Annotated in this window: 19 protein-coding genes; 4 read left to right on the top strand and 15 right to left on the bottom strand. The window is 62.6% G+C overall.

Annotation, left to right across the window (positions count from 1 at the left end; genetic code table 11):
- The 5 genes from F3H98_RS10955 to F3H98_RS10935 form a co-directional block, all read right to left on the bottom strand.
- The gene (locus F3H98_RS10955; RefSeq protein WP_149760178.1) at positions 1-1,047 is read right to left on the bottom strand and encodes an ABC transporter permease; all 1,047 of its coding nucleotides are present in this window, start codon (positions 1,045-1,047) and stop codon (positions 1-3) included.
- Positions 1,048-1,049: 2 nt separating this feature from the next.
- Positions 1,050-2,036 (bottom strand): ABC transporter permease, encoded by a 987-nt coding sequence (locus F3H98_RS10950; protein ID WP_149760177.1) that lies wholly within the window; start codon positions 2,034-2,036, stop codon positions 1,050-1,052.
- Entirely contained in the window at positions 2,033-3,535 is a 1,503-nt protein-coding gene (locus tag F3H98_RS10945; protein ID WP_244621668.1) for a sugar ABC transporter ATP-binding protein, read from the bottom strand. The genes F3H98_RS10950 and F3H98_RS10945 overlap by 4 nt, the downstream gene beginning before the upstream one ends.
- 87 nt (positions 3,536-3,622) lie before the next feature.
- Positions 3,623-4,639 (bottom strand): rhamnose ABC transporter substrate-binding protein, encoded by a 1,017-nt coding sequence (gene rhaS / locus F3H98_RS10940; protein ID WP_149760175.1) that lies wholly within the window; start codon positions 4,637-4,639, stop codon positions 3,623-3,625.
- 158 nt (positions 4,640-4,797) lie between these two features.
- The gene (locus F3H98_RS10935) at positions 4,798-5,607 is read right to left on the bottom strand and encodes a DeoR/GlpR family DNA-binding transcription regulator (RefSeq protein WP_149760174.1); all 810 of its coding nucleotides are present in this window, start codon (positions 5,605-5,607) and stop codon (positions 4,798-4,800) included.
- Positions 5,608-5,795: 188 nt separating this feature from the next.
- Between F3H98_RS10935 and F3H98_RS10930 the strand changes: the two genes are divergently transcribed.
- Together F3H98_RS10930 and rhaI are read left to right on the top strand one after the other, a co-directional pair.
- Positions 5,796-7,898, top strand: coding sequence for a bifunctional rhamnulose-1-phosphate aldolase/short-chain dehydrogenase (locus tag F3H98_RS10930; protein WP_149760173.1), 2,103 nt, complete (start codon positions 5,796-5,798; stop codon positions 7,896-7,898).
- A 33-nt stretch (positions 7,899-7,931) separates the two neighbouring features.
- A complete protein-coding gene (gene rhaI, locus F3H98_RS10925) occupies positions 7,932-9,224 on the top strand; it encodes an L-rhamnose catabolism isomerase (RefSeq protein ID WP_149760172.1) in 1,293 nt (430 codons plus the stop codon).
- Positions 9,225-9,308: 84 nt separating this feature from the next.
- On the opposite strand, the gene tatC is transcribed toward rhaI, so the two are convergent.
- The 10 genes from tatC to F3H98_RS10875 all read right to left on the bottom strand — a co-directional run bounded on the left by tatC (position 9,309) and on the right by F3H98_RS10875 (position 21,839).
- Positions 9,309-10,151, bottom strand: coding sequence for a twin-arginine translocase subunit TatC (gene tatC / locus F3H98_RS10920; protein ID WP_149760171.1), 843 nt, complete (start codon positions 10,149-10,151; stop codon positions 9,309-9,311).
- Positions 10,148-10,861 carry a Sec-independent protein translocase protein TatB gene (gene tatB, locus F3H98_RS10915; protein WP_149760170.1) on the bottom strand — a complete coding sequence of 238 codons (714 nt, stop codon included), beginning with the start codon at positions 10,859-10,861 and terminating at the stop codon, positions 10,148-10,150. The genes tatC and tatB overlap by 4 nt, the downstream gene beginning before the upstream one ends.
- A 50-nt stretch (positions 10,862-10,911) precedes the next feature.
- Positions 10,912-11,133, bottom strand: a complete 222-nt coding sequence (locus F3H98_RS10910) for a twin-arginine translocase TatA/TatE family subunit (RefSeq protein ID WP_149760169.1) — start codon at positions 11,131-11,133, stop codon at positions 10,912-10,914.
- 86 nt (positions 11,134-11,219) lie between these two features.
- On the bottom strand, positions 11,220-12,326 hold the full coding sequence (locus F3H98_RS10905; RefSeq protein ID WP_149760168.1) for an ABC transporter ATP-binding protein: 1,107 nt from the start codon (positions 12,324-12,326) through the stop codon (positions 11,220-11,222).
- A 35-nt stretch (positions 12,327-12,361) separates the two neighbouring features.
- Entirely contained in the window at positions 12,362-13,105 is a 744-nt protein-coding gene (scpB, locus tag F3H98_RS10900; protein ID WP_149760167.1) for an SMC-Scp complex subunit ScpB, read from the bottom strand.
- Positions 13,102-13,902, bottom strand: coding sequence for a segregation and condensation protein A (locus F3H98_RS10895; protein ID WP_149760166.1), 801 nt, complete (start codon positions 13,900-13,902; stop codon positions 13,102-13,104). Before F3H98_RS10895 ends, scpB begins: the two co-directional genes overlap by 4 nt.
- A 68-nt stretch (positions 13,903-13,970) precedes the next feature.
- Positions 13,971-14,990 (bottom strand): beta-N-acetylhexosaminidase, encoded by a 1,020-nt coding sequence (gene nagZ / locus F3H98_RS10890; protein WP_149760165.1) that lies wholly within the window; start codon positions 14,988-14,990, stop codon positions 13,971-13,973.
- Between the two features lie 143 nt (positions 14,991-15,133).
- A complete protein-coding gene (locus F3H98_RS10885) occupies positions 15,134-18,697 on the bottom strand; it encodes an SPOR domain-containing protein (protein ID WP_149760164.1) in 3,564 nt (1,187 codons plus the stop codon).
- 104 nt (positions 18,698-18,801) lie between these two features.
- Complete coding sequence (argS, locus tag F3H98_RS10880; protein ID WP_149760345.1) at positions 18,802-20,559, bottom strand: arginine--tRNA ligase; 1,758 nt, start codon at positions 20,557-20,559, stop codon at positions 18,802-18,804.
- 62 nt (positions 20,560-20,621) lie between these two features.
- Positions 20,622-21,839, bottom strand: coding sequence for a deoxyguanosinetriphosphate triphosphohydrolase (locus tag F3H98_RS10875; RefSeq protein ID WP_149760163.1), 1,218 nt, complete (start codon positions 21,837-21,839; stop codon positions 20,622-20,624).
- 75 nt (positions 21,840-21,914) lie between these two features.
- On the opposite strand from F3H98_RS10875, the gene erpA reads away from it, so the two are divergent.
- Positions 21,915-22,262 (top strand): iron-sulfur cluster insertion protein ErpA, encoded by a 348-nt coding sequence (erpA, locus tag F3H98_RS10870; RefSeq protein ID WP_149760162.1) that lies wholly within the window; start codon positions 21,915-21,917, stop codon positions 22,260-22,262.
- A 4-nt stretch (positions 22,263-22,266) separates the two neighbouring features.
- Positions 22,267-22,662, top strand: a complete 396-nt coding sequence (locus F3H98_RS10865) for a VOC family protein (protein WP_149760161.1) — start codon at positions 22,267-22,269, stop codon at positions 22,660-22,662.
- Positions 22,663-22,737 lie beyond the last annotated feature (75 nt).

The following is a 22,737-nucleotide window of genomic DNA, read 5'->3' as shown; positions in this document are numbered from 1 at the left end:
TCACCGGATCGGGCGCACGCGCACCTTGTCGAGGATGCGCGGGATGGCGATGACGGCGATCAGCAGCGCGCCGATGTAGACACTGACCACCTGGCCCGGGATATTGTTTAGCGACATGCCGAAAGTGACGAGGCCGAGCACCAGCACCGCAAGCACCACGCCAAGAATGGAGCCGACGCCGCCGGCGATCGAGACGCCACCGAGGATGACCATGGTGACGATGTCGAGTTCCCAGCCGACGCCGATGTTGGAGCGCATGGAGCCGAGGCGCGCGGTAAGCAGTGCGCCGGCAAGGCCCGACAGCATGCCGGAAACTACAAAAAGCAGGAAGCGGAGCTTATCGACGGGGATGCCGGAGAAACGGGCGGCAACGGGATTCGAGCCGATGGCGAAGAGCTGGCGCCCTACCGCCGTCTTGTGGAGGACAAGCCCGAACAGCACGGCAAGCACCAGGAAAATCAGGAACGACAACGGCACCGGCGGCACAAACAGCCAGGAGATGCCCGTCTCTTTCATCTTGATGAAATAGCTCTGGCCGAGGTCGAGGAATTCCTGCGGATATTTCGTCTTGGCCTGATCGCCGAGTATCACCTGCGTGATGCCGCGAAACAGCGACATGGTGCCGATGGTGACGACGATGGAAGGCAGGCTGAACCAGGTGACAAGCATGCCGTTGAAGGCGCCGCACAGAAGCCCGATGCCGATGCCGGTGGCAAACAGCCCGACGGGACCGAAGCCGGCTTCGGCTGCATAACCGATGCCCATGGCGGCTAGCGCGACGATGGCGGCGACCGACAGGTCGATCTCGCGCACCAGGATCAGCAGCGCCATGGCGAGCGCGATGATGGCCTTTTCGGAAAAATTGAACGTCGCGTCGGCAAGATTGAAGACATCGAGGAAGTAAGGCGAGACGATCGTGTTCACCACGATTGTCGCGACCAGCAGGATGACGAGAATGACTTCCCAGCGCAAAAGCACGTCGCGCAGGCGGCGCGGCGGCGCATCGAGAACGATGTAACGGTCCACGGGTGGCACGGGCGTGTCCATGTTCATACCCGCCTCAAGCGCCTTGCTTCGGGCAATATGAGCTTGTCCGGCCGGCGTTCAGCCCGCGCGTTGATGACGACTGCGGCGAGGATCACGGCGCCGGAGATGGCCATCTGCCAGAACGGGGATATCTGCAGGACGGGAAGCGCGGTCATGACGATGCCGAGGAACAGCGCGCCGAGCAGCGTGCCGGCGACCGAGCCGACACCACCGCCGATCGATACGCCGCCGATGACGCAGGCAGCGATAACGGTCAGTTCATAGCCGCTGGCGATCTCCGAATAAGCGACGCCGTAGCGGGCCACCCAGAGATAGCCGCACAGGCCGGCGACCGCGCCGGAGATGACGTAGGCAAGCAGTTCCTGCCGGCGCTGGTCGATGCCACAATAACGCGCTGCAACCGGATTGCCGCCGACGGCGTAGAGCCCGCGTCCGGCCCGGGTGTAGTTGAGGAATATCCAGAACAGCAGTGATACGGCGATGGCTATCCACACCGGGCTGGCAAGGCCGAGGAATATCTGCTTCGGAAACGCCTGGAAAGCCGCACCCATCTCCGATGCGTTCACCTGGTCGCCGCCGGCGATGATGATGATGAGGCCGCGGAAAATGGCCAACGTGCCGAGCGTCATGACAATGGGCGGGATGCCGAGAAAGGCTATCAGGAGCCCGTTGAAAAGACCAAGGATAAGGCCGCAGACAACGCCGGTGAGGATCATCAGGACGAGCGGTATCTCGGGATAATACTGGCTGACGAGAGCGGCGAGCATGCCCGACAGGGCGAGATTGGCCGCGACTGACAGGTCGATGCCGCGCGTCAGGATGACCACCATCTGCGCCAATGCCATCATGAACAGCACCGACGTCTCGGTCAGCATGTCGCTGATGTTGCCCCAGCGCAGGAAAGCCGGCTGATAGGCGCCGATCGCCGCGATGCCAACCAAGAGGATCGACGCCAGGATCAGCTCGCGATAGTTGAACAGGCCCTTCACGCGGCCTCCTTCGCGGCGCCAGTGGCGGCGCCCACGATCGCCTCGGCGCTCCATTGGCCTCGTTTGAAGGCATCGACGACCCGGCCCTCCTTCATGACCAGAACCCGATCGGCAAGGCCCATCACCTCCGGGAGTTCCGACGTGATCAAAACGACCGCGAGCCCCTCGCTCGCCAGTTCGCCGATGAAATCATGCACAGCCGCCTTGGAGCCGACATCGATGCCTTTGGTCGGCTCGTCGAGCACGATCACTTTCGGCCGCGTGGCGAGCCATTTGGCGATCACCACCTTCTGCTGGTTGCCGCCGGAAAGCTCAGCCAGCTTCTGCTCCCAATTTGCCGCCTTCACGGCAAGGCGCTTGCCGAGGCGACGCGTTTCCGCTTGCTCGGACGTGCGGGACAGGAACAGGCCACGGATATATTTCGACAGATTGGCCAGGGTCACGTTCTCGCGGATGCCAAGCGACACGATCGCACCCTGTTCCTGGCGGTCTTCCGGAACGTAGGAAATGCCGGCCGTTATGGCGTCGGACGGAGCGCCGATCGACAATCTCCTGCCCTCCAGCGTAACGGTGCCGCGCGTCTTCGGCGTGATGCCGAACAAGCCCTGCATGGCTTCGGTGCGGCCAGCGCCGACAAGGCCATAGAGACCCAGGATCTCGCCCTTGCGCAGATCGAAGGAAACATCGGCATATTCCGTCGCATTGGAAAGGCCCGCGACCGACAGGACGACGTCTCCAATGGCAACGTCGCGCTTGGGGAACACTTGATCGACGGGACGCCCCACCATCATGCGCACCAACTGCGGCTCGGTAACGGAGGCTATTGCGCCCTCGCCCACTTTCTCGCCATCGCGCAGGCAGACGAAATCATCGGCTATGCGGAAGATTTCATCGAACTTGTGGGAGATAAACAGGACAGCGCGGCCTTCCGCCTTCAATTGCGCGACGATGCGGAAAAGGTCGTCAATCTCGTTGGCCGAGAGAGCGGCGGTCGGTTCGTCCATGATGACGACCTGAGCCTCATGGGAGAGCGCACGGGCGATTTCCACCAGGTGCTTCTGCGCGACCGAGAGGCGCTTAAGCTTGAATTCGGGAGGTATCGCGGCGTCGATGCGCTTCAGAAGGGCTGCCGCCCTGGCATGCATCTCGCTCCAGTCGACGAAACGCGCCGGGCCCGTCGGCATATGGCCCATGAAAATGTTCTCGGCCACCGAAAGCTCGTCGAACATCACCGTTTCCTGATGGATTGCGGCAATGCCGGCCGCCCATGCATCGCGCGGCGAGGAAAACGATTTCAGTTCACCGCGGACGCGAATTTCGCCATCGCTCGGGCGGTATATGCCGGTCAGAACTTTGACGATCGTGGACTTGCCGGCGCCGTTTTCGCCCAGAATGGCGGTGACGCTTCCCGGTCGAAGCGAAAGGCTGACATCGTGCAGCGCCCTGACGCCGGGAAAGCTCTTCGAAAGGCCGGAAAGGGTGAGAATGGGCTGAGACACGGCAATCCGGCGAATTCAGACACTCGGTTACAGTCATGACCGGAAAAGCACCCGGTCATGACCATTCACGCTTCCAGGCGCAGCGGCCTAGAAGATTTTCGCGAACTCTTCGACGTTGGTCTTGTTGAACTCGAATGGCTCGCCCATCACGGCCTCGCCATCCTTGCCCACCGTCGTCTCGCCCTTCTTGCCCATCGAGAGCTTTGCACCCTCGGCGGTGTCCTTGCCGCTGAGGATGTCGGCCATGATCATGGTCGAGGAGTAGCCATACTCGACAGGGTTCCAGATCGCGAAGGAATCGCAGGCCCCGGCAAGCACGTAGTCCTTCATTTCAGAAGGCAGGCCGAGACCCGTGATGAAGACCTTGCCGGTCAGGCCGCCGTCGACGATAGCCTTGGCGCCGGAGCGGATGCCGATGGTGGTCGGCGAGATCACGCCTTTCAGGTTCGGATGCGCCTTCACCAGGCCCTGCATCTCGCGGTAGCTCTTGTCATCCTGGTCGTCGCCATAGACGGTCGCCACCAGCGGCATATCCTTGTATTCCGGCTTCTTCCACTCCTCCTTCATGGCCTCGATCCAGGAATTCTGATTGGTCATGGTGGAGGCAGCCGAAAGAATGGCCACTTCGCCCTTGCCGCCGAGCGTCTTGGCGATCATCTGCACCTGCTTGGCGCCGATGAGCGGGGTCGACGACGCGGACAGATGGACGATGCGGCCGGCAGGCGCGATGGCGCTGTCGAAGCTGATCACCTTGATGCCGCGTTCCATCGCCTTCTTGCCGACCGGCACCAAGGCGTCGGCGTCGTTGGCCGAAACGATGATGCCGTCGACTTTCTGCGCGATCTGCGCGTCAATCACCGCGATCTGCTCTTCGGCGGTCGGCTTGGCTGAAGCGGTGTAGATGATCTCGATGCCGCCGAGTTCCTTGGCGGCTTCCTTGGCGCCGTTGGCGCAGGCGTCAAAGTAGCTGTTGCCGAGATTCTTGACGATCATGGCGATGCGCTTGTCGGCGGCGCGCGCCGGCCGCGTCAGGATCGCTGGAGCGGCGGCGACGAACACCGTTCCGCCGGCAAGTTTCAAAAGAGTGCGACGCGTAGTCTTCATGGCAATTCACCTCCCAATCTTCTTTTCACTTCCCCAGGCCGGCGCTTGCCGGCCTAACCGCCCGCTGGCATTTTCCTGCCGCGGAAACGATCTGCTTTACCGCGACGGACTGCCTCCTCATGCATTCCGTCATGGCATTCCTCCATGCGTCCGGCTCCTCAGCCCTGCCGGGCCTGCTTATCCTGCGTCGCCGACGCAGCAGCCGCAACGACCAATTTCACGCCCGCTTCTTCCAGCATCTTCGCATCGCGATCCTCGATGCCGGCGTCCGTCACCACCGTCGCGATGCGCGACAGGCGGCACAGGATGAGGCTCGAGCGCTGCCGGAATTTCGATGAATCGATCAGCACGACCAACTCGTCGGCCTGGTCGATAAGCTTCTGCTCGGCCTGGATCAGAAGCGGATCGCCTTCCATCAGGCCGAGCGGGCTGAGGCCCTGCGCGCCCATGAACATGCGCTTGGCGTAGAAGTTGCGCGTGACGTCATTCTCGAACGGCGAGAGGATGACGTTCTGCTCTCGGTAGATGACGCCGCCGGAGAGCATCACGGTGTTCTTCGAATGCTTCAGCAGGTGATCGGCGATCGGGAACGAATTTGTGAAAATCGTCATCCGCCGGTTCGACAGGAAATGCACCATCTGGAAGGTTGTGGTGCCGCCATTGATGATGATCGGCTCGCCGTCCCGGCACAGTTCGACCGCTTCCCTGGCGATGGCGCGCTTTTCCGCCTGATGCAGCGTTTCGTTGACGCTGAAGGGGCGGCCAGCAATGCCCATGAACTGGGGCGGCGTGATCGATTCAGCGCCACCGCGCACACGGCGCAGGCGCTTCTGCAGATGGAGGGCAGCGATATCGCGTCGGATCGTTGCCTCGGAAGAGTCCGTCAGTTCGACCAGCTCCGCCACCGTCGCAACAGGTTTTTCCTGGACGGCGGACAGAATGATCCTGTGGCGCTCTTTCTCGTGCATCTCTCCTCCCAGCCTTGCAATCTAGGCGGCAGCTTTGCGCAATGTCAATCAAGTTCGATCAGATTAATTCATTGTGCGATGCAATATGATTGCTCTTGATCGTTTCTGATTGACACTTTGGAAACGATCATGCGAGGCTTAACACCAAAATACGTGCCGGCTTCGCCGCACACGGGAGGATGCCTGTCATGCCTGAAACGCGAACCGCTTCGCGCCTCTCCAATCTTTGGAATGATGGAAAAGCTGCCGCGATGACTGAAGCGGAGCGGCTTCTTTACCGTTCGAACCTGCTTGGCTCGGACAAGCGCATCACCAATTATGGCGGCGGCAATACGTCGGCCAAGGCAATGGAAACCGATCCGCTGACCGGCGAAAGCGTCGAGGTGCTTTGGGTCAAAGGCTCCGGCGGCGACGTTGGTACGATCAAGCTCGACGGCTTCGCCACGCTTTACATGGAAAAGCTCGAAGCGCTGAAAAAACTCTACCGGGGCGTCGAGCACGAAGATGAGATGGTCGGCTATCTGCCGCATTGCACCTTCAACCTCAACCCGCGCGCCGCCTCGATCGACACGCCCCTGCACGCTTATGTGCCGAAGAAACATGTCGACCATATGCATCCGGACGCGGTGATCGCGATTGCCGCTTCGAAAAACAGCAAGGAACTGACGCAGAAGATCTACGGCGGCGAGATTGGCTGGCTGCCATGGAAGCGGCCGGGCTTCGAACTCGGCCTCTGGCTGGAAAAATTCGCTCGCGAAAACCCCGATGCGGTCGGCGTCGTGCTCGAAAGCCATGGTCTCTTCACATGGGCCGACACCGCCAGGGAGTGCTACGAAACGACGGTCCGCGTCATCAACCGCGCGATCGCATGGTTCGAGGCCGAGACGCGCGGCAAGACGATTTTCGGCGGCGAGGCGGTGAAAGCGCTGCCGGCCGAAACACGCCGTGCCATCGCCTCGAAACTGATGCCGGCGATCCGGGGCATGATCTCGGCCTCGGAGTACAAGGTCGGGCATTTCGACGACCAGGAAGCGGTGCTTGAGTTTGTCGGCTCGAAGGATGTTCGAAAACTCGCGGCCCTTGGCACCAGCTGTCCCGACCATTTCCTGCGCACCAAGATCAGCCCGCTGGTGATCGAGTTCGACCCGGCGCAACCGGATGTGGAAAAGACGCTTGCGGCTTTGCCCGCCGCGATCGAGGCCTACCGCCGGGGCCACACCGCCTATTACGAGCGGTGCAAGCTGGCGGATTCGCCGCCGATGCGCGACACCAACGCCGTCGTCTACCTCGTTCCCGGCGTCGGCATGATCACCTTCGCCAAGGACAAGGCAACCGCTCGCATCTCCGGCGAATTCTATGTCAACGCAATCAATGTGATGCGCGGCGCCTCGACCGTGTCAAGTTACATGGGCCTCCCGGAAAAGGAAGCATTCGGCATCGAATACTGGCAGCTCGAGGAAGCCAAGCTGCAACGCCTGCCGAAGCCGAGACCGCTTGCCGGGCAGATCGCGCTCGTGACCGGAGGCGCCGGCGGTATTGGCAAGGCAAGCGCCAGCCGTCTGCTCGCCGACGGAGCCTGCGTGGTGCTTGCCGATATCGACGAGGCGGCGCTGAATTCGGCCGCCGCAGAACTTGCCAAAACCGCAGGCAGCGATTTCGTCCGCGCGGTGACGCTCGACGTCACCAGGGAGGATGCGGTGATTGCCGGCTTTGGCGAGGCTTCGGTGGAGTTCGGCGGCATCGACATACTGGTTTCCAATGCCGGCCTTGCCTCGTCCGCGCCAATCGAGGAGACGACGCTTGCGCTCTGGAACAAGAACATGGACATCCTGTCGACAGGCTATTTCCTTGTCAGTCGCGAGGCGTTCAAGCTGTTTCGCGCGCAGGGGATCGGCGGCAAGGTGGTGTTCGTGGCGTCGAAGAATGGGCTTGCCGCGTCGCCCAATGCCGCCGCCTACTGCACGGCGAAGGCCGCGGAAATCCACCTCGCACGCTGCCTGGCGCTAGAGGGCGCGGAAGGGCAGATCAGGGTCAACGTTGTCAACCCGGATGCGGTTTTGCGCGGGTCCAAGATCTGGAGTGGAGAGTGGAAGGAACAGCGCGCCGCCGCCTACAAATTGTCGACCGACGAACTGGAAGAACATTACCGCTCCCGCTCCATGCTGAAGCGGTCTGTTTTTCCGGAGGACATCGCCGAGGCGGTCTATTTCTTCGCCTCGGAGCTGTCGGCCAAGTCGACCGGCAACATCATCAACGTCGACGCAGGCAACGCGATGAGCTTTCCGCGCTGAACGGGCGGCGCAGCACCCGGACCGGGAGGAACAATGTCGGAGCAGTTGATTGCCGCTGAGATCGTCGCCAGCGAGAATGCGTCGCGCGAAGCGGTCTTGAAGCGTGACTATGAGGCGCTTGGCGAACAGCTCTCTCGCCGGAACATCTCAATCGACGACATCAGGAAAAAGGTCGCGGAATTCGGCGTCGCCATCCCCTCCTGGGGCGTGGGCACCGGCGGAACACGCTTCGCGCGTTTTCCCGGCGGCGGCGAGCCGCGCGACATCTTCGACAAGATCGAAGACTGCGCGGTGATCGCACAACTGACCCAGGCGACGCCGACTGTTTCGCTGCACATCCCCTGGGACAAGGCCGACCCGAAACGCCTCAAACAGGCGGCGTCACGCTTCGGCCTGCGCTTCGACGCCATGAATTCCAACACTTTTTCGGACGCCCGGGATCAGAAGCTCTCCTACAAATACGGCTCGCTGAGCCACGCCGACGCCGCCGTGCGCAAGCAGGCGGTCGAGCACAACATCGAATGCATCGAGATCGGCAAGACGCTCGGGTCCAAGGCTCTGACGGTGTGGATCGGCGACGGGTCGAACTTTCCGGGCCAGGTGAATTTCGCTACAGCCTTTCGCCGCTATCTCGACGCCATGCAGGAGATTTACGCCGAACTGCCGGATGACTGGCGGCTGTTCACCGAACACAAGATGTACGAGCCGGCCTTCTACTCGACCGTCGTGCAGGACTGGGGCACAAATTACCTGATCGCGCAGGAGCTTGGCCCGAAGGCCTTTTGCCTGGTCGACCTTGGCCATCATGCGCCCAACGTCAACATCGAGATGATCGTTTCCCGCCTGATCCAGTTCGGCAAGCTCGGCGGCTTTCATTTCAACGATTCGAAGTATGGCGACGATGATCTCGACGCCGGCTCAATAGACCCCTACCGGCTCTTCCTCGTCTTCAACGAACTGGTCGACGCCGAGCTTTCGGGCGCCAAGGGGTTCGATCCCGCCCACATGCTCGACCAGAGCCACAACGTCACCGATCCGATCGAAAGCCTGATGCTCTCGGCGGTCGAAGTGCAGCGCGCTTATGCGCAGGCGCTGCTGGTGGATCGCAGGGCGCTGGAGACCTATCAAGGTTCAAACGACGCGCTGATGGCGACCCAAACGCTGAAGGCCGCCTACCGCACCGACGTGGAGCCGATCCTGGCCATGGCGCGTTTCGAAAAGGGCGGCGCCATCGATCCCGTCTCTGCCTATCGGGCGGCGGGCTATCGCGCCAAAGTCTCGACTGAGCGGCCCGCCGTTGCCTCGGCGGGCGGCGGGATTGTTTGACTGGAGCAGCGTGCGCACTTTCCGGCCCAACCCGCTGAAGTTGCCAGCGTTCCCGAAAATAAGTTCGCGTAGGCCTGGCCGGGGTTACGAGGTCGCCGGGGTGGTCGAGGAACTGGCTTCTTCCTGCTTTTCCGCCGCGAGACGCTCTTCCTCGCGTTTGCGTTCGACCATGCGGGCCGTCCAGATGGAAACCTCGTAGAGCAGGATGGTGGGGATGGCGAGGCCGATCTGGCTGACCGGATCAGGCGGCGTAAGCACCGCGGCGACAATGAAGGCAATCACGATCGCCCATTTGCGCTTGTCCTTGAGCCCCTGCGAGGTCAGAAGCCCGACGCGCGCCATCAGGGTCGTCACGACCGGCAGCTGGAAGACCAGGCCGAACGAGAAGATCAGCGTCATGATGAGGCTGAGATATTCCGAGACCTTCGGCAAAAGCGAGATCTGCACGTCGCTGCCGGGGCCGGTCTGCTGCATGGCGAGGAAGAACCACATAACCATGGGCGTGAAGAAGAAATAGACCAGCGAGGCGCCCATCAGGAACAGGACCGGCGACGCGATGAGGAAGGGCAGGAAGGCGGCGCGCTCGTTCTTGTAGAGGCCGGGCGCCACAAATTTGTAGAGCTGCGCGGCGATCAGCGGAAAGGCGATGATCAGGCCGCCGAACATTGCCAGCTTCACCTGCGTGAAGAAGAACTCCTGCGGCGCGGTATAGATCAACTCGACCTTCTGGTTGGCGAGGCCTGCCCAATGGACCGCCCATTTGAATGGGATGACCAGCAGGTTGAACAACTGTTTGGCGAAATAGAAGCAGACGAGGAAGGCGACGAAGAAGCCGCCGAGCGCCCATATCAGCCGCGAGCGCAGCTCGATCAGATGCTCGATCAGCGGCGCCGAGGATTTTTCGATTTCGTCGTCTTCGGCACTCACGAGGCGGTTCCCGCTTTCTTTTTCCCGGGCTTGGGGGCAGCCTGGGCTGCGATCTTGACCGGGGCAACTTTGGCCGCCGGCTTTGCGGGCGCTGATTTCGCAGCCGGCTTAGCAGGTGTCGCCTTCGCCGCCGCCGTGGATTTACCGGCCGCGGGTTTCGCTGCGACTTTTGCCTTGACCGCAGCAGTGGCTTTCGCCGGCTCGCTGTTCACTGCCGCAGGCACCGGATCAGACATGACCGGGAACAACGGTGCCGTGGAAGGCATCGCCGTCGGGCCGGCAACGATCGATGCGGTTGCACCGTTGACGACCGATGCGGTCGTGCTCGGCATTTCGGTGGCGCCGTTCTTCAACGGCTCTGCCGCATGAACGTCCGGCGCGGCCGGTTCGGCTGGCTGAGCGCTGGGTTGCTTCAGCGAATCGAGGCCGGCCCGCACGTCCTGTGCAGCCTTTTCGAACGGGTTGAGCTGCTTCCTGACCTCGTTGCGCGGATCGAGGCTGCGCAGCTCGTCGACCGATTTCTTGACGTCGTCTAGTTCGGCTTCCTTGAGCGCCTCGTTGAACTGTTTCTGGAAATCGCCGGCCATCGACCTGAGTTTCGCCGTGGTCTTGCCGAAGGTCCGCAGCATGCGCGGCAAATCCTTCGGTCCGACGACGACGATCATCACGATCGCGATGACCAGCATTTCGGTCCAGCCGATGTCAAACATGCGTTTCGTTCCGGCTCAGAGCGGCGGGATCACCAGGATCCTGTAAAAAATCAGGACTTGGTCGCCTTTTGCTTCGCCGCGTCGATGGTCTCATCGTTGCGGTGCTCGACGGTTTTGGCGTTTTCAGCCTCTTCCTCGTCCGACATGCCCTTCTTGAAGCTCTTGATGCCCTTGGCCATATCGCCCATCAGCTCCGGAATCTTGCCGCGCCCGAACAGCAACAGCACGACCACAAGCACGATGAGCCAGTGCCAGATTGAAAAGGAACCCATTATTTTGTCTCTCTTTCGACCGTTTCCCTAAGTATCGAGTTCAGCCGATGTATCCAGCCTGAATCTCAACACGCCCATTTGTTGATTTATGCGCTTTCGGTCTGTCTTTCAAACACAAGCACATCGGACTTCCGAAGCGACAGGTAAATATCGCGTGCGCCAGTGGACAAAGCGCCGCACCTCACCCGCGCCCTGACCGAAGTCTCGGAACCCTCTACAGCCAGATCGAGCAGTTCGACAACACCCAGATAGCGGCGTGACAGGATGCGCGCGGCAACCTCGCCTTCCGTTTCGCTGACGTCGAAGCCCGACATACGCACAGCGACCGTGGCCATGGCCCCCTCACCGAGCCCAGGTGCTGCGACCCTGCCGAGCGGCGTTTCCGCCATGCCGCCCCGGATTTTGGCCTCAAAAACGTTGAGTTCGGAAAAGAAACCGGCCGCGAACAGGTCGGCCGGCCGCTGGTAGAGCTCTTCGGCCTTGCCGATCTGCACCAGCCGGCCGTTCTTCAGAAGCGCGATGCGGTCGCCCATGCGCATTGCCTCCTCGGCATCGTGGGTGACAACGATGGCGGTGGCGCGGCTGTGACGCAGGATATCGAGCGTTTCGGCGCGCACGCTGTCCTTCAGCCGCGAATCCAGCCCGGAAAACGGTTCGTCCATCAAAAGCACCGAGGGCCGCGGCGCCAGCGCACGGGCGAGCGCGACGCGCTGCTGCTCGCCGCCGGAGAGCACGTGCGGATAGGAAGACGCATAATGTTCGAGCCCGACCCTGGACAGAGCGATCATAGCCTCGCGCCGGGCCTCGTCGCGTGAGAGGGCGGTGAGGCCGAAACGAACATTGTCGAGGATGGTCAAGTGCGGAAACAGCGCGAAATCCTGGAAAACCAGGCCGATTGAGCGCTGTTCTGGCGGCAAGAACACCGACGGGCCTGCGATTTCGCGGTCGTTCATCAAAACGCGGCCGGTGGACTGGCTCTCGATGCCCGCGGCGATCCGCAACAGCGTCGTCTTGCCGGAACCGGACGGCCCGAGCAGGCACAGCACTTCACCAGGCTCAGCCGACAGGCTGATATCGCTCAGTGTCTCGGTATCCGGGCCGAATGCATGGCTGATGTTCTCGAACGACAGGCGCGCAGCGAAGGTGACGCCGGCGGTGACGCGCGATGCCGGATGCGTTTCCTGCCTTGCCAAGGGAAAACCTTCAGACGCTGAACAACTTTACCCGGTCAATCATCCTCGACGCGGGGTGTCAACAGGCCGAGTTCCTCTAGGTCGATATCGGTCAGCGGATCCTCGTCGTCGGTCAGGGCATCGGGATCGGAGGGCGGCACCGGCATCGAGAAGTTCGAGGGCATGCGCGTGGACAACAGCCCTGCCCCCTTTAACTCTTCCATACCCGGCAGATCGCGGATCTCCTCGAGCTGGAAATGATCGAGGAACTTTTCGGTGGTGCCGTAGGTGACCGGCCTGCCGGGCGTCTTGCGGCGACCGCGCATTCTCACCCACTCGGTCTCCAGCAGCGTATCCAGCGTGCCCTTGGAAGTCTCGACGCCGCGGATATCCTCGATCTCGGCACGGGTTACCGGCTGGTGGTAGGCGATGATGGCCAGAACTTCGAGGGCGGCGCGGGAGAGTTTCTTCTGCTGCACCGTATCCCGGCTCATCAGGAAGGCAAGGTCGCCGGCGGTGCGGAAGGCCCAGCCGTCGCCGACATGGACCAGATTGACGCCGCGCTTCTCGTAGATCTTCTGTAGTTCCAGCATGACCGCCGGGATGCTGATGCCATCCGGAAGGCGGCCGGCAAGCTGTTTTTCCGAAATCGGCTCGGCACTGGCAAAGACCAGCGCTTCCGCCATGCGGACGGCTTCGGCAAGGAACAGCCGTTCGGCGGGATTGTCGTCGTGCATGTCGCCGTCGGCCTCCTCGTCGATAACGAAGGGGATCACCGCCGCGTTGCGGCTGTCGCTCATGCTGTCACCTCGATGGCTTTCGGCTTCTCAAGCCGGTTGCGCATGTAGAGCGGCGCGAACGCCTCGTGCTGGCGGATTTCGATCTGGCCTTCCCGTACCATTTCCAGTGAAGCGGCAAAGGAGCTGGCAAGGGCCGTCGCGCGATCTTCCGGGCTGGAGAGATACTTGATCAGGAAGCTGTCGAGCGCGGTCCAATCCTTGAATTCGCCGATCATGCGGCCGAGAACCTCGCGCGCCTGCTTCAACGACCAGACACCGCGCTTGGCGATCAAAACGTTGGTGATGGCCTGGCGCTGGCGCTGCGAGGCGTAGGCAGTCAGGAGGTCGTAGAGGCTCGCCGAATATTCATTGCGCTTCTCGACGATGACCAGTTCGGGCATGCCGCGCGCAAACACGTCGCGACCGAGCCGGTTGCGGTTGACCAGGCGGGCGGCGGCATCGCGCATTGCCTCTAGCCGCTTCAGCCGGAATTGCAGCACGGCGGCCAGTTCTTCGCCGCTTTCGCCCTCGTCGCCGGCCTGCTTGGGGATCAGAAGCTTGGATTTGAGATAGGCGAGCCAGGCGGCCATGACGAGGTAGTCGGCGGCAAGTTCCAGCCGCAGCGCCCGAGCCTGCTCGACAAAAATCAGATACTGCTCGGCCAGCGCCAGGATCGAGATGCGCGCCAGGTCGACTTTCTGGGTGCGCGCCAGATGCAGCAGGAGATCGAGCGGGCCTTCGAAACCGGTGACATCGACGACAAGCGAGGGCTCGCTGACACCGCGTGAATCGTCATTCTCGGCCCAGAGACGATCCATCGGTGCGGCCTTCCCCGCTTTTTTGTCTTCTGTCTCCGCCACCTTGCCTCGTTTTCACTCCATGCAGGTTATGCGACCGCCTCGAAATATTGTCCGAACTCGGCGCGCAGTTCCGTCTCGTCCTTGCCATCGTGGCCGCTGACCGAGGCAAGCGCCCGGTTGGCCCGCTCCAGCGCCTTGCCTTCCAGCGGCCTTGCCCGCGAAGCGATAGCGACCATTTCCTCCATGACGCCATTGCAGTGAAGTACCAGATCGACGCCCGCCGCAAGGATCGAGGCGGCCTTTGTCTGGAAATCCCCAGAAAGTGCCTTCATGGAGGTGTCGTCGGACACTAAGAGCCCGTCGAAACCGATCTCGCCGCGGATGATTTCCTCAACGACCCTGCCCGACGTCGTGGCCGGATTGTGCGGATCCACGGCGCTGAAGATGACATGCGCGGTCATCGCGATCGGCAGATGGTTGAGCGCCTGGAATGGGGCGAAATCATGCTTGCGCAGGTCCCTCAGAGGAGTCGTCACTGTCGGCAGTTCGAAATGGGTGTCGGCAAAAGCGCGGCCGTGGCCGGGAATGTGTTTCATCACCGGGATGACCCCGCCGGCCATCAGGCCTTCGGCCGATGCGCGCCCAAGCGCGGTGACGATGGAAGGATCCTTGCCGTAGGCCCGTGCGCCGATGACATCGCTGGCACCCTCGACCGGAACGTCGAGCACCGGCAGGCAGTCGGCGGTGATACCGTAGCGCGACAGGTCGATGGCATGCAGCCGGGCAAGCAGCCAGGCGGCGCGCAGGCCCGCCTCCTCGTCGTCGCGATAGAGCGCGCCAAGCGCCCCGCCCGCCGGATAGTTCGGCGCCAGAGGCGGCCGCAGCCGCTGCACGCGCCCGCCCTCCTGGTCTATGAAGACCGGTGCGCCAGGACGGTCGACGCAGTCGCGCATCTCGGCGACCAGATCGCGTATCTGCTCCGGCTCGGCGACGTTGCGGGCAAACAGGATGAAACCCCAGGGAGCTTCGCCCCGGTAGAAGCTTTTTTCCTCACGAGAGAGCGATTTCCCGGCACAGCCGAGGATGAGTGTTTGCGATTCGGTCATGCCTTAACTCTAAAGGTTTCGGCCGGCCAAGGGAATCCACGGCGGTGAACGGCCGCAAACCGTCCCTCTTTCCCGACCTTTAGCTCAAAACGCAGAAGGGCGCAGCCAAGGCCGCGCCCTTCCAGATGAAATCCGACTTAGGCTTACTTCGAGACGAAGCAGTTGCCGCCGGCGGCCTTGTAGCTCTCGCAGAGCGAGATGGCGTCGTTGCGCGAACCGGCCGGTACGCGAACCCGCCAGAAAGTGCCCTTGCCGGCGATCTCGGCCTTGACGATGTTGACACCCTTGTCGCCGATCACGCTGCCATAGCGGCGGGCGAGATCCTGATAGCTCGACTGGGCGGCGGCTTCGCTGGGCTGCGACGCGATTTGCATCGACCAGGAACCCGCGGCGGCGGCACCGCTGGCGGCAGCGACCTGCTGCGGCTTGACCTCGCCAACGACGTCGACCGGCTGATCCGCGGGACGCGACGGGGCGACCGGGCCGGAATCCGGCATCGCCGCCTGGGCAGCAGGCGCAGCCGGGGCAGCGGCGGCTGTTTCAGCCGGCGCGGCGGGCGTCAGCGATCCGGTTGCGTCCGTCGCGATCGGATCGGCAAGGCTCTTCGATGGATCGGCAGGTTCAAGCGCGGAAGCCGTGGCCTGGTCGGCCTGCGGCTCTGCGGCGACAGGCGCCGGTGCTTCGCTCGGAACCAGGGTGCCGTCGGCGCGGACGACCATCGTGCGGACACGGCGTGGCGCAACCGCTGCAACCTCGTTGTTGGCGGTGGTCGTCGTTGCGTCCGGCGCGAGACGGTCCTCGCCCTTCGGCGCCGCGGCGATCTCGGCGGCGACCGGATCCTCTCCGTCGGCGGCCATTTCGTCGTCGCCCGTCAACGGCGCGTCCTCGATGGCTGCCTCACCGTCTTCGGCTGTCTGCGGGGTAACATCGCGCGGCGCGGCGCGGGCTGCGACGTCAACCGGCTCTTCGGTTCCCGAAATCAGCTTTTCCTGCGTCGGGCCAGTCGCCTTGTCGGTCCCGTTCATGGTCTGGAAGACCTTGTTATCCTGGTTCGGTACGCTGGTGCCGCCGGGATTTTCCGGACGCACCTTGACCGGATCGGTGTCGGCGAGGACGACTGCGGGAGCATCAGAACCGCTGCCGCCACCGAACAGGACATAAGCACCGACACCGCCGATCAGAACCACGCCACCGACGATCGCCGCCATCATCAGGCCACGCCGGTTGCCGGAAGATTGGCGCTCGGCGGCTTCATGATAGGCCGGGATCGCCATGTCCTCGTTGAGCTCGGGATCGTAGGCGAGATCGTCATCGTCCATGGCGCGATCAGCGCCCTGTGCCTGGCCGCCAGCCGGAGTACGGCCGTTGGGGTCGGCATAACGGTCATCTGCATAAGCGGCCGGCTGAGCCGGCTGGGCCGGAGCATAGGCAGTAGACGCAGCCGCCGCAGCGGCTATCGCCGCAGCGCCATAATAGCCCTGCTCAGCTGGTGTCGGCTGCTGTTGGTACTGTGCATATTCGTGCTGGTAGGCCTGGCGCGGAACGTCGCGCACCGGCTCGGCAGCAGGGTGCGCAACCGGCTGCGGGTTGAATGCGCTCGCCAGTTCGGCTTCGAAATCGTCGAAATCGGTGGCCGGCGGCAGATCATCCTCGAAAGTGAGTTCCGGAATATCGAGATCGTCGGCAAGCGCCACCGCCGTCTCGGGCACATCGATGGTGTCGATGTCCGGCACGTTGACCGGTGCGCGATTGGCATGTGAACGGCTCTGATACTGATACTCGGTCGTCGACACTGAACTCTCACTGACTTTGGGAGCTTCGCTCCGCGGTAGATCCTGGAAACTCATGCTGGCCGAAGCCGGCGACCGGACAGTTTGCTGGGCGACCGGCGGGGTGTCCCGCACCATGGCGGCGAGCATCGCGAACGGATCTTCTTCCTCGGCCTCGACCGGCGCCGGCTGCGGCGCCCTGGGCGCCGACGGAGGCGCGAACGCGGCCTTTGTCGCCTGCGACTGTTCCGAAACAATCGGTTGCTCAGCCAAAGCGGCAGCGACCGGTTCGTCATCCAGCACCAGGTCGTCAAGACCGAGATCGATGTCATCCTCGAGCCCGGCAAGCTCGGCTTCAAGCTCCTGCTCGACGACAAACTCGCTCAGCGGGTCGTCTTCTTCCTGTCCAGACTGTTCCCAGGACATCGTCTCGGCGACGATTTCGGCGGGTGCTTCTGTCGGCGCGGCATAAGCCGCCGGCTGAACGATCGCGTAGGGAGCTGAGGTATAGGCCGGCTGTTCTGCGGCATAGGCCGGTGTCTCAACCGGCTGATAATCTGCATCCTCGGCAAATTCGTCCCGTTCGTCGGCCATGAGCGGCTCGTCGAAATACGGCTCGACATCGGCTTCAGCGGTTTCCGCTGCCGCCAAATATTCCGGCTCGGGGGAAATCTCCTCGGCAACAGCCTCGGCGACCATGGGCTGCGGGTCCTCGTGGTCTGCAGACCAGTCGTCCATGGACACCGCCGGTTCATCGGCGGAGTATTCTGGTTCGTCCTGCTCGGCGGCTTCCGCGATTGCCGGCGCCGCAACCGGCGTCAGGGCGGACTTGCCCTTGCCGAGCAACGCGCTCAATTCAGATTCGAGATCGTAATCGTCCGCCTCTGCCTCCCCGGCGGTGGCCGGAGCATCGAAGGACTGCGACCGTTCGCTGTTCAGTTCGGCGTCGAAGTTGCTATCGATCGAGGCAAAATGCTCGTCGGCATGCGCAAGATCGCGAGCCGCACCAAGCGGGATCAGCGGCGCATCCTCAACTTCGTCGCAGGCCCGGGCTTCTTCGGCAACCGGCTCGGGCGCTTCCACCGCGACAGCCGCGAATTCGGATTCGGAAACGAGGTGGGGTTCGGCCAAAAACTCCGGCTCGACCGCAGGTTCCTGCAGTTCCGGCTCGGCAGCCACCGGCTCCTCCGCCATATCGGCAGAAAGATGATCATCAAAATGCGCAGCGAAGGTATCGCCGATCTCGGCAGCCAGACCATCTGCAAGCGCTGCACCGTGCTCTTCGGCGACCGTGTCGTCGGCGTAAACCGTCTCGATTTCACCAACCGCCAGGTCGTCTTCCACCGCCTGCAACGGCGCAGGCTCTTCGGCTTCACCATCAAACGCGGTTTCGAACTCGTCCGCCAGGGCCTCGTCTTCGAGCGGAACAGGAACAAGCTCGGCAGCCACGGGTTGCTCGACGGGGATTTCGTCGGCAAATGCAACGGCGTCCATTTCGGCAGCACCTGATTCGCGGACCGGCTCGGCGCCGAAGGCAGCGTCCAGTTCGTCGGCAAGCGCCTGATGGGCGGCCGCGGCGATGGCGGGATCCTGTTCGGGAGCCGCTACATCGGCATCGAAGACAAAGTCGAAGTCTTCGACCGCAGCGTTGTCGACCGGCGCATTGTCCTGGTCGTGCGCCACCTGGGCGGCTGCATAAGACGTCACTTCAGCGTCTTCTTGCAAGCCGTCAAACTCGCCCATCAACTCCTTTTCGAGGTCGATCGAAAAATCGTCCTCTTGGGCGGCGAGCGCTGCAAGCTTTTCCATCGCTGGCGGCTGTCGCGGCGTAACCGGGACGCGCGGATCGAACCCCATGATACGGGTCAGTTCAGCGAACGGATCATCTTCTGCGATTGGCTTCTCGGGGGCTTTTTTAAGCTGATTTCTGTCTGCCATGGTCTTTTCCGCACTCACACTCAGTCGGACGCCGGCGACGTCACTTGGGGTTGGCCCTACCAGCGCAATGTGGGCAAATGGTGACAGGCAATCCCGTGGTTTTCCTAGCGCATCTCCGTCGGAGCCTCGGCTCCGATCAACGCCAGGCCGGATGTCAAAACATCCGAAACGGCCTGCACCAGCCCTAGTCTGGCATGAGTCAATTGTGGGTCGTTAACCTTAACAAAACGTAAGTCCACATTATCGGTGCCACGATTCCAGTGTCCATGGAACGTGCTGGCCAAGTCATAAAGGTAAAAAGCCAGCCTATGTGGCTCGTGCGCTAGCGCTGCACTTTCGATCAGCCGGGGATATTCAGCGAGCTTCTTGATGAGCGCGATCTCGCCCTCGTCGGTCAACCGGCCGGCAGCGGCCTTCAGCGACGCCCGGTCGAACGGCAGGTCGCCGAGCTGTTCCCGCGCCTGGCGGAACACCGAATGGGTGCGCGCCGAGGCATACTGGACGTAGAACACCGGGTTGTCCTTCGACTGCTCCGTTACCTTGGCGAAATCGAAATCGAGGGGCGCGTCGTTCTTGCGGTAGAGCATCATGAAGCGGATGGGATCGCGGCCCACCTCCTCCACCACTTCGCGCAGCGTCACGAATTCGCCCGCGCGCTTCGACATGCGGACTGGCTCGCCGTCGCGGTAGAGCTTGACCAGCTGGCAGATCAGGATGGTGAGCGATGCCGCGCCGCCGGACACGGCCTTGGCCAGCGCTTCCATGCGCTTGATGTAGCCGCTGTGGTCGGCGCCCAGCACGAAGATCAGGTCGTTGAAGCCCCGGTCGAGCTTGTCCTTGATGTAGGCGACGTCGGCGGCGAAATAGGTGTAGCTGCCGTCGGACTTGACCAGCGGCCTGTCGATGTCGTCGCCGACATCGGTGGAGCGAAACAGCGTCTGCTCGCGATCCTCCCAGTCCTCGTCCTTCTGGCCCTTGGGCGGCGGCAGCGTGCCCTTGTAGACGTGGCCCTTCAGGGTCAGGTCGGTGATCGCCGAACGGATCGCCTTGGCGTTGTCGGCGTGCAACTTGCGCTCGGAGAAAAACACTTCGTGGTTGACGTTGAGCAGCGCCAGATCCTCGCGGATCATCGCCAGCATGGCGTCGATCGTGCGATCGGCGATGAGGCCGAGTGCCTCGTCTTCCGGTTTCTGCAGCAGATCGCGGCCGAATTCCTTGGCCAGGGCCTGGCCAACCGGCACGAGATAATCGCCGGGATAGAGGCCCGCCGGTATTTCGCCGATGTCGTCGCCCAGCGCCTCCCGGTAGCGCAGCAGCGCCGAGCGGGCGAGGACGCCGATCTGCACGCCTGCGTCGTTGATGTAATATTCCTTGGTCACATCGTGGCCGGAGAACGCCAGGATGTTGGCCAGCGCGTCGCCGACGACGGCGCCACGGCAGTGACCGACATGCATCGGGCCGGTAGGGTTGGCCGAAACATATTCGACGTTGACCTTGCGACCGGCCCCGATCTCGGAGCGGCCATAGTCGGTGGCTTCGTCAAGTATGCCGGCAAGGCGGGCCTGCCAGAAACCGTCGTTGAGCCTCAAATTGACGAAACCCGGCCCGGCGACCTCCACACCGACCACATCGGCGTCGCGCTTCAGTTCGGCAGCGATGCGCTCGGCAACCGCGCGCGGATTTTCGCCCACCTGCTTAGCGAGAACCATCGCGGCGTTGATCGCCAGATCGCCATGCGATGCGTCGCGCGGCGGCTCGACGGCGATGCGCGAAAGGTCAAGCGCGCCGCCGTCTTGGGCTTTCAGTTCAAGCGTTTCTACGATCTTTTTGATCCGCTCGTTGAAATCGGCGAAAATGTTCATCATCAAGGTCCAGGAATTTCGGGGATGCGCCGGCAAAAAACAGCCGGAAAACTGGGTTCGCCCTAACTCAAATCCGGCGTGTGGTCAAACAAGCGGCGGTGTTCCTTGAGGGCGTAGGTGTCGGTCATGCCGGCCAGGAAGTCGGCCACATGGCGCGCCTTGATGCGGTCCTCGGCGCGGCCGAGGATTTCGCGCCAGCCCTCCGGCATGATCGCCGGGTCGGCGAAATAGGCGTCGAACAGGTCGCGCACCACCTGATCCGCATCGGCGCGCACCCGCATCACTTCTTCGGCTCGGTAAAGGTTCTTGTAAAGAAACGCCTTCAGCGACTTCTCCGCCTCGCCCATTTCCACGGAGAAGGAAACCATGGCCCGGCCGGCGGCGTGTACATCGTCGGGGCTTTGCGGGTCGATCTCGGCAATGTTTGCGGTTGCTGTCGCGATGACGTCCTCGACCATGTGGGTGATCTGCCGGCGCATCAGCTCGTGGCCAGTGCGGACGGGATCGAGGACCGGGTAGCGGGTGCGCACGCCTTTCAGGATTTCGCCCGACAGCGGCACCTCCTCCAGCATCTCCAGGCTGAGCAGCCCTGCCCTCAGGCCGTCGTCGATATCATGGGTGTTGTAGGCGATGTCGTCGGCAATCGCCGCGCACTGCGCTTCCACGCTGGCGAAACGGTCGAGTTCGAGGTCGTGCAGGGTGGAATAGTCGAGGATGGTCTTGGGCACCGGGCGTTTCATCGCGGCCCCGCTGGCGTCGGTGAGCGGGCCGTTGTGCTTGACCAGGCCTTCCAGCGTTTCCCAGGTCAGGTTCAGCCCGTCGAATTCGGCGTAGCGCTTCTCAAGACTGGTCACGACACGCAGCGACTGCGCGTTGTGGTCGAAGCCGCCCCATGCCGCCATCTTTTCGTTGAGCGCATCCTCGCCGGTGTGGCCAAATGGCGTGTGGCCGAAATCGTGGACCAGCGCCACCGCTTCGGCGAGATCCTCGTCGCAGCGCAGCGCACGCGCCAGAGCGCGGGCGATCTGCGCCACTTCAATGGTATGAGTAAGCCGGGTGCGGTAGTGGTCGCCTTCATGGGCGACAAACACTTGCGTCTTGTGCTTCAGCCGGCGGAAGGCGGTCGAATGAATGATGCGGTCGCGATCGCGCTGGAACGGCGTGCGGGTCGGGCTCTCGACCTCGTCGCAAAAGCGCCCGCGCGACTTCGCCGGATCGCAGGCATAGGCGGCCCGCGGCCGGTAGCCGAAGCCGATATCGCCGAGCTTTGCAGGTACCATCCGCTGATGCCGCCGGTTGACTTGCCCCTCGCCCGTTCATACCTATGGTGCAGAGACGAAAGCAAGGTGACGTCGATGGGCGCCGATGCCAAGACTGCCATGAAAGTGGAGATGACCGAAGCCGCGGCAAAGCGGATCGCCAAGATCGTCGCCGACGAGCCGGGCAAGATCGCGCTGCGCATCTCCGTCGAAGGCGGCGGCTGTTCCGGGTTTTCCTACAAGTTCGATCTGGTCGATGGCCGCAACGATGACGATGTCGCCATCGAAAAGGATGGCGCGACGCTGCTCGTCGATGACCTGTCCCTCGTCTACATGGGCGGCTCGGTGGTCGATTTCGTCGACGACCTGATGGGCCAGTCGTTCCAGATCAAGAACCCCAACGCGGTCGCTGGCTGCGGCTGCGGCACCAGTTTTTCAATCTGATCCAATGGGTGGGGCGGTCCAGCGCCCGAACGCGATACGACAGGTCGCACTTGCCGCCGGCCCCGATCTCGACGCCACGCTCGCCTATTGGCGCGACATTCTTCTCGTTCCCACCCACGCCCGCTTCGATCCCCCCGGCATCGCTTTCGTGATGATCGGCGGTGTGCGCCTGTTCTTTTCCGCCACCAATAAGCCGGCAACGACCTATCTCGACATCGCGGATATCGACAGCTTCTGTGCGGGAATTACGGTGAAAGGCGTCGACATCGCCATTCCCGCCGAACTTGTTCACACGGATATGGCCGGCCAGTTCGGCCCGGCCGGCGAAAGCGAGTGGATGGCTTTCGTGAAAGATCCTGCCGGCAATACAATCGCGCTGGTCGAGCGCAAGCCGAGCTGAACGCCCTCCCATACTTCGGCCCGCATCGAAACATCGCGCCATGGTGGCGCGCTAGAACAGCCTCATCGAAAACAC

Origin of the sequence: Neomesorhizobium albiziae (assembly GCF_900114255.1) — a bacterium.
Taxonomy (GTDB): domain Bacteria; phylum Pseudomonadota; class Alphaproteobacteria; order Rhizobiales; family Rhizobiaceae; genus Neomesorhizobium; species Neomesorhizobium albiziae.
Note: the sequence above shows the minus strand (reverse complement) of the source record. Positions and strands in the feature narration are given on the sequence as shown.

Excerpts from the sequence above, each read along its gene's own strand:
- scpB (WP_149760167.1), bottom strand. The coding sequence starts at position 13,105 with ATGAGCGACAGCCGCAACGCGGCGGTGATCCCCTTCGTTATCGACGAG.
- erpA (WP_149760162.1), top strand. The coding sequence starts at position 21,915 with ATGGGCGCCGATGCCAAGACTGCCATGAAAGTGGAGATGACCGAAGCC.
- F3H98_RS10910 (WP_149760169.1), bottom strand. The coding sequence starts at position 11,133 with ATGGGTTCCTTTTCAATCTGGCACTGGCTCATCGTGCTTGTGGTCGTG.
- F3H98_RS10865 (WP_149760161.1), top strand. The coding sequence starts at position 22,267 with ATGGGTGGGGCGGTCCAGCGCCCGAACGCGATACGACAGGTCGCACTT.
- rhaS (WP_149760175.1), bottom strand. The coding sequence starts at position 4,639 with ATGAAGACTACGCGTCGCACTCTTTTGAAACTTGCCGGCGGAACGGTG.
- F3H98_RS10935 (WP_149760174.1), bottom strand. The coding sequence starts at position 5,607 with ATGCACGAGAAAGAGCGCCACAGGATCATTCTGTCCGCCGTCCAGGAA.
- F3H98_RS10955 (WP_149760178.1), bottom strand. The coding sequence starts at position 1,047 with ATGGACACGCCCGTGCCACCCGTGGACCGTTACATCGTTCTCGATGCG.
- F3H98_RS10885 (WP_149760164.1), bottom strand. The coding sequence starts at position 18,697 with ATGGCAGACAGAAATCAGCTTAAAAAAGCCCCCGAGAAGCCAATCGCA.
- argS (WP_149760345.1), bottom strand. The coding sequence starts at position 20,559 with ATGAACATTTTCGCCGATTTCAACGAGCGGATCAAAAAGATCGTAGAA.
- F3H98_RS10875 (WP_149760163.1), bottom strand. The coding sequence starts at position 21,839 with ATGGTACCTGCAAAGCTCGGCGATATCGGCTTCGGCTACCGGCCGCGG.
- nagZ (WP_149760165.1), bottom strand. The coding sequence starts at position 14,990 with ATGACCGAATCGCAAACACTCATCCTCGGCTGTGCCGGGAAATCGCTC.
- F3H98_RS10895 (WP_149760166.1), bottom strand. The coding sequence starts at position 13,902 with ATGGATCGTCTCTGGGCCGAGAATGACGATTCACGCGGTGTCAGCGAG.
- tatB (WP_149760170.1), bottom strand. The coding sequence starts at position 10,861 with ATGTTTGACATCGGCTGGACCGAAATGCTGGTCATCGCGATCGTGATG.
- rhaI (WP_149760172.1), top strand. The coding sequence starts at position 7,932 with ATGTCGGAGCAGTTGATTGCCGCTGAGATCGTCGCCAGCGAGAATGCG.
- F3H98_RS10930 (WP_149760173.1), top strand. The coding sequence starts at position 5,796 with ATGCCTGAAACGCGAACCGCTTCGCGCCTCTCCAATCTTTGGAATGAT.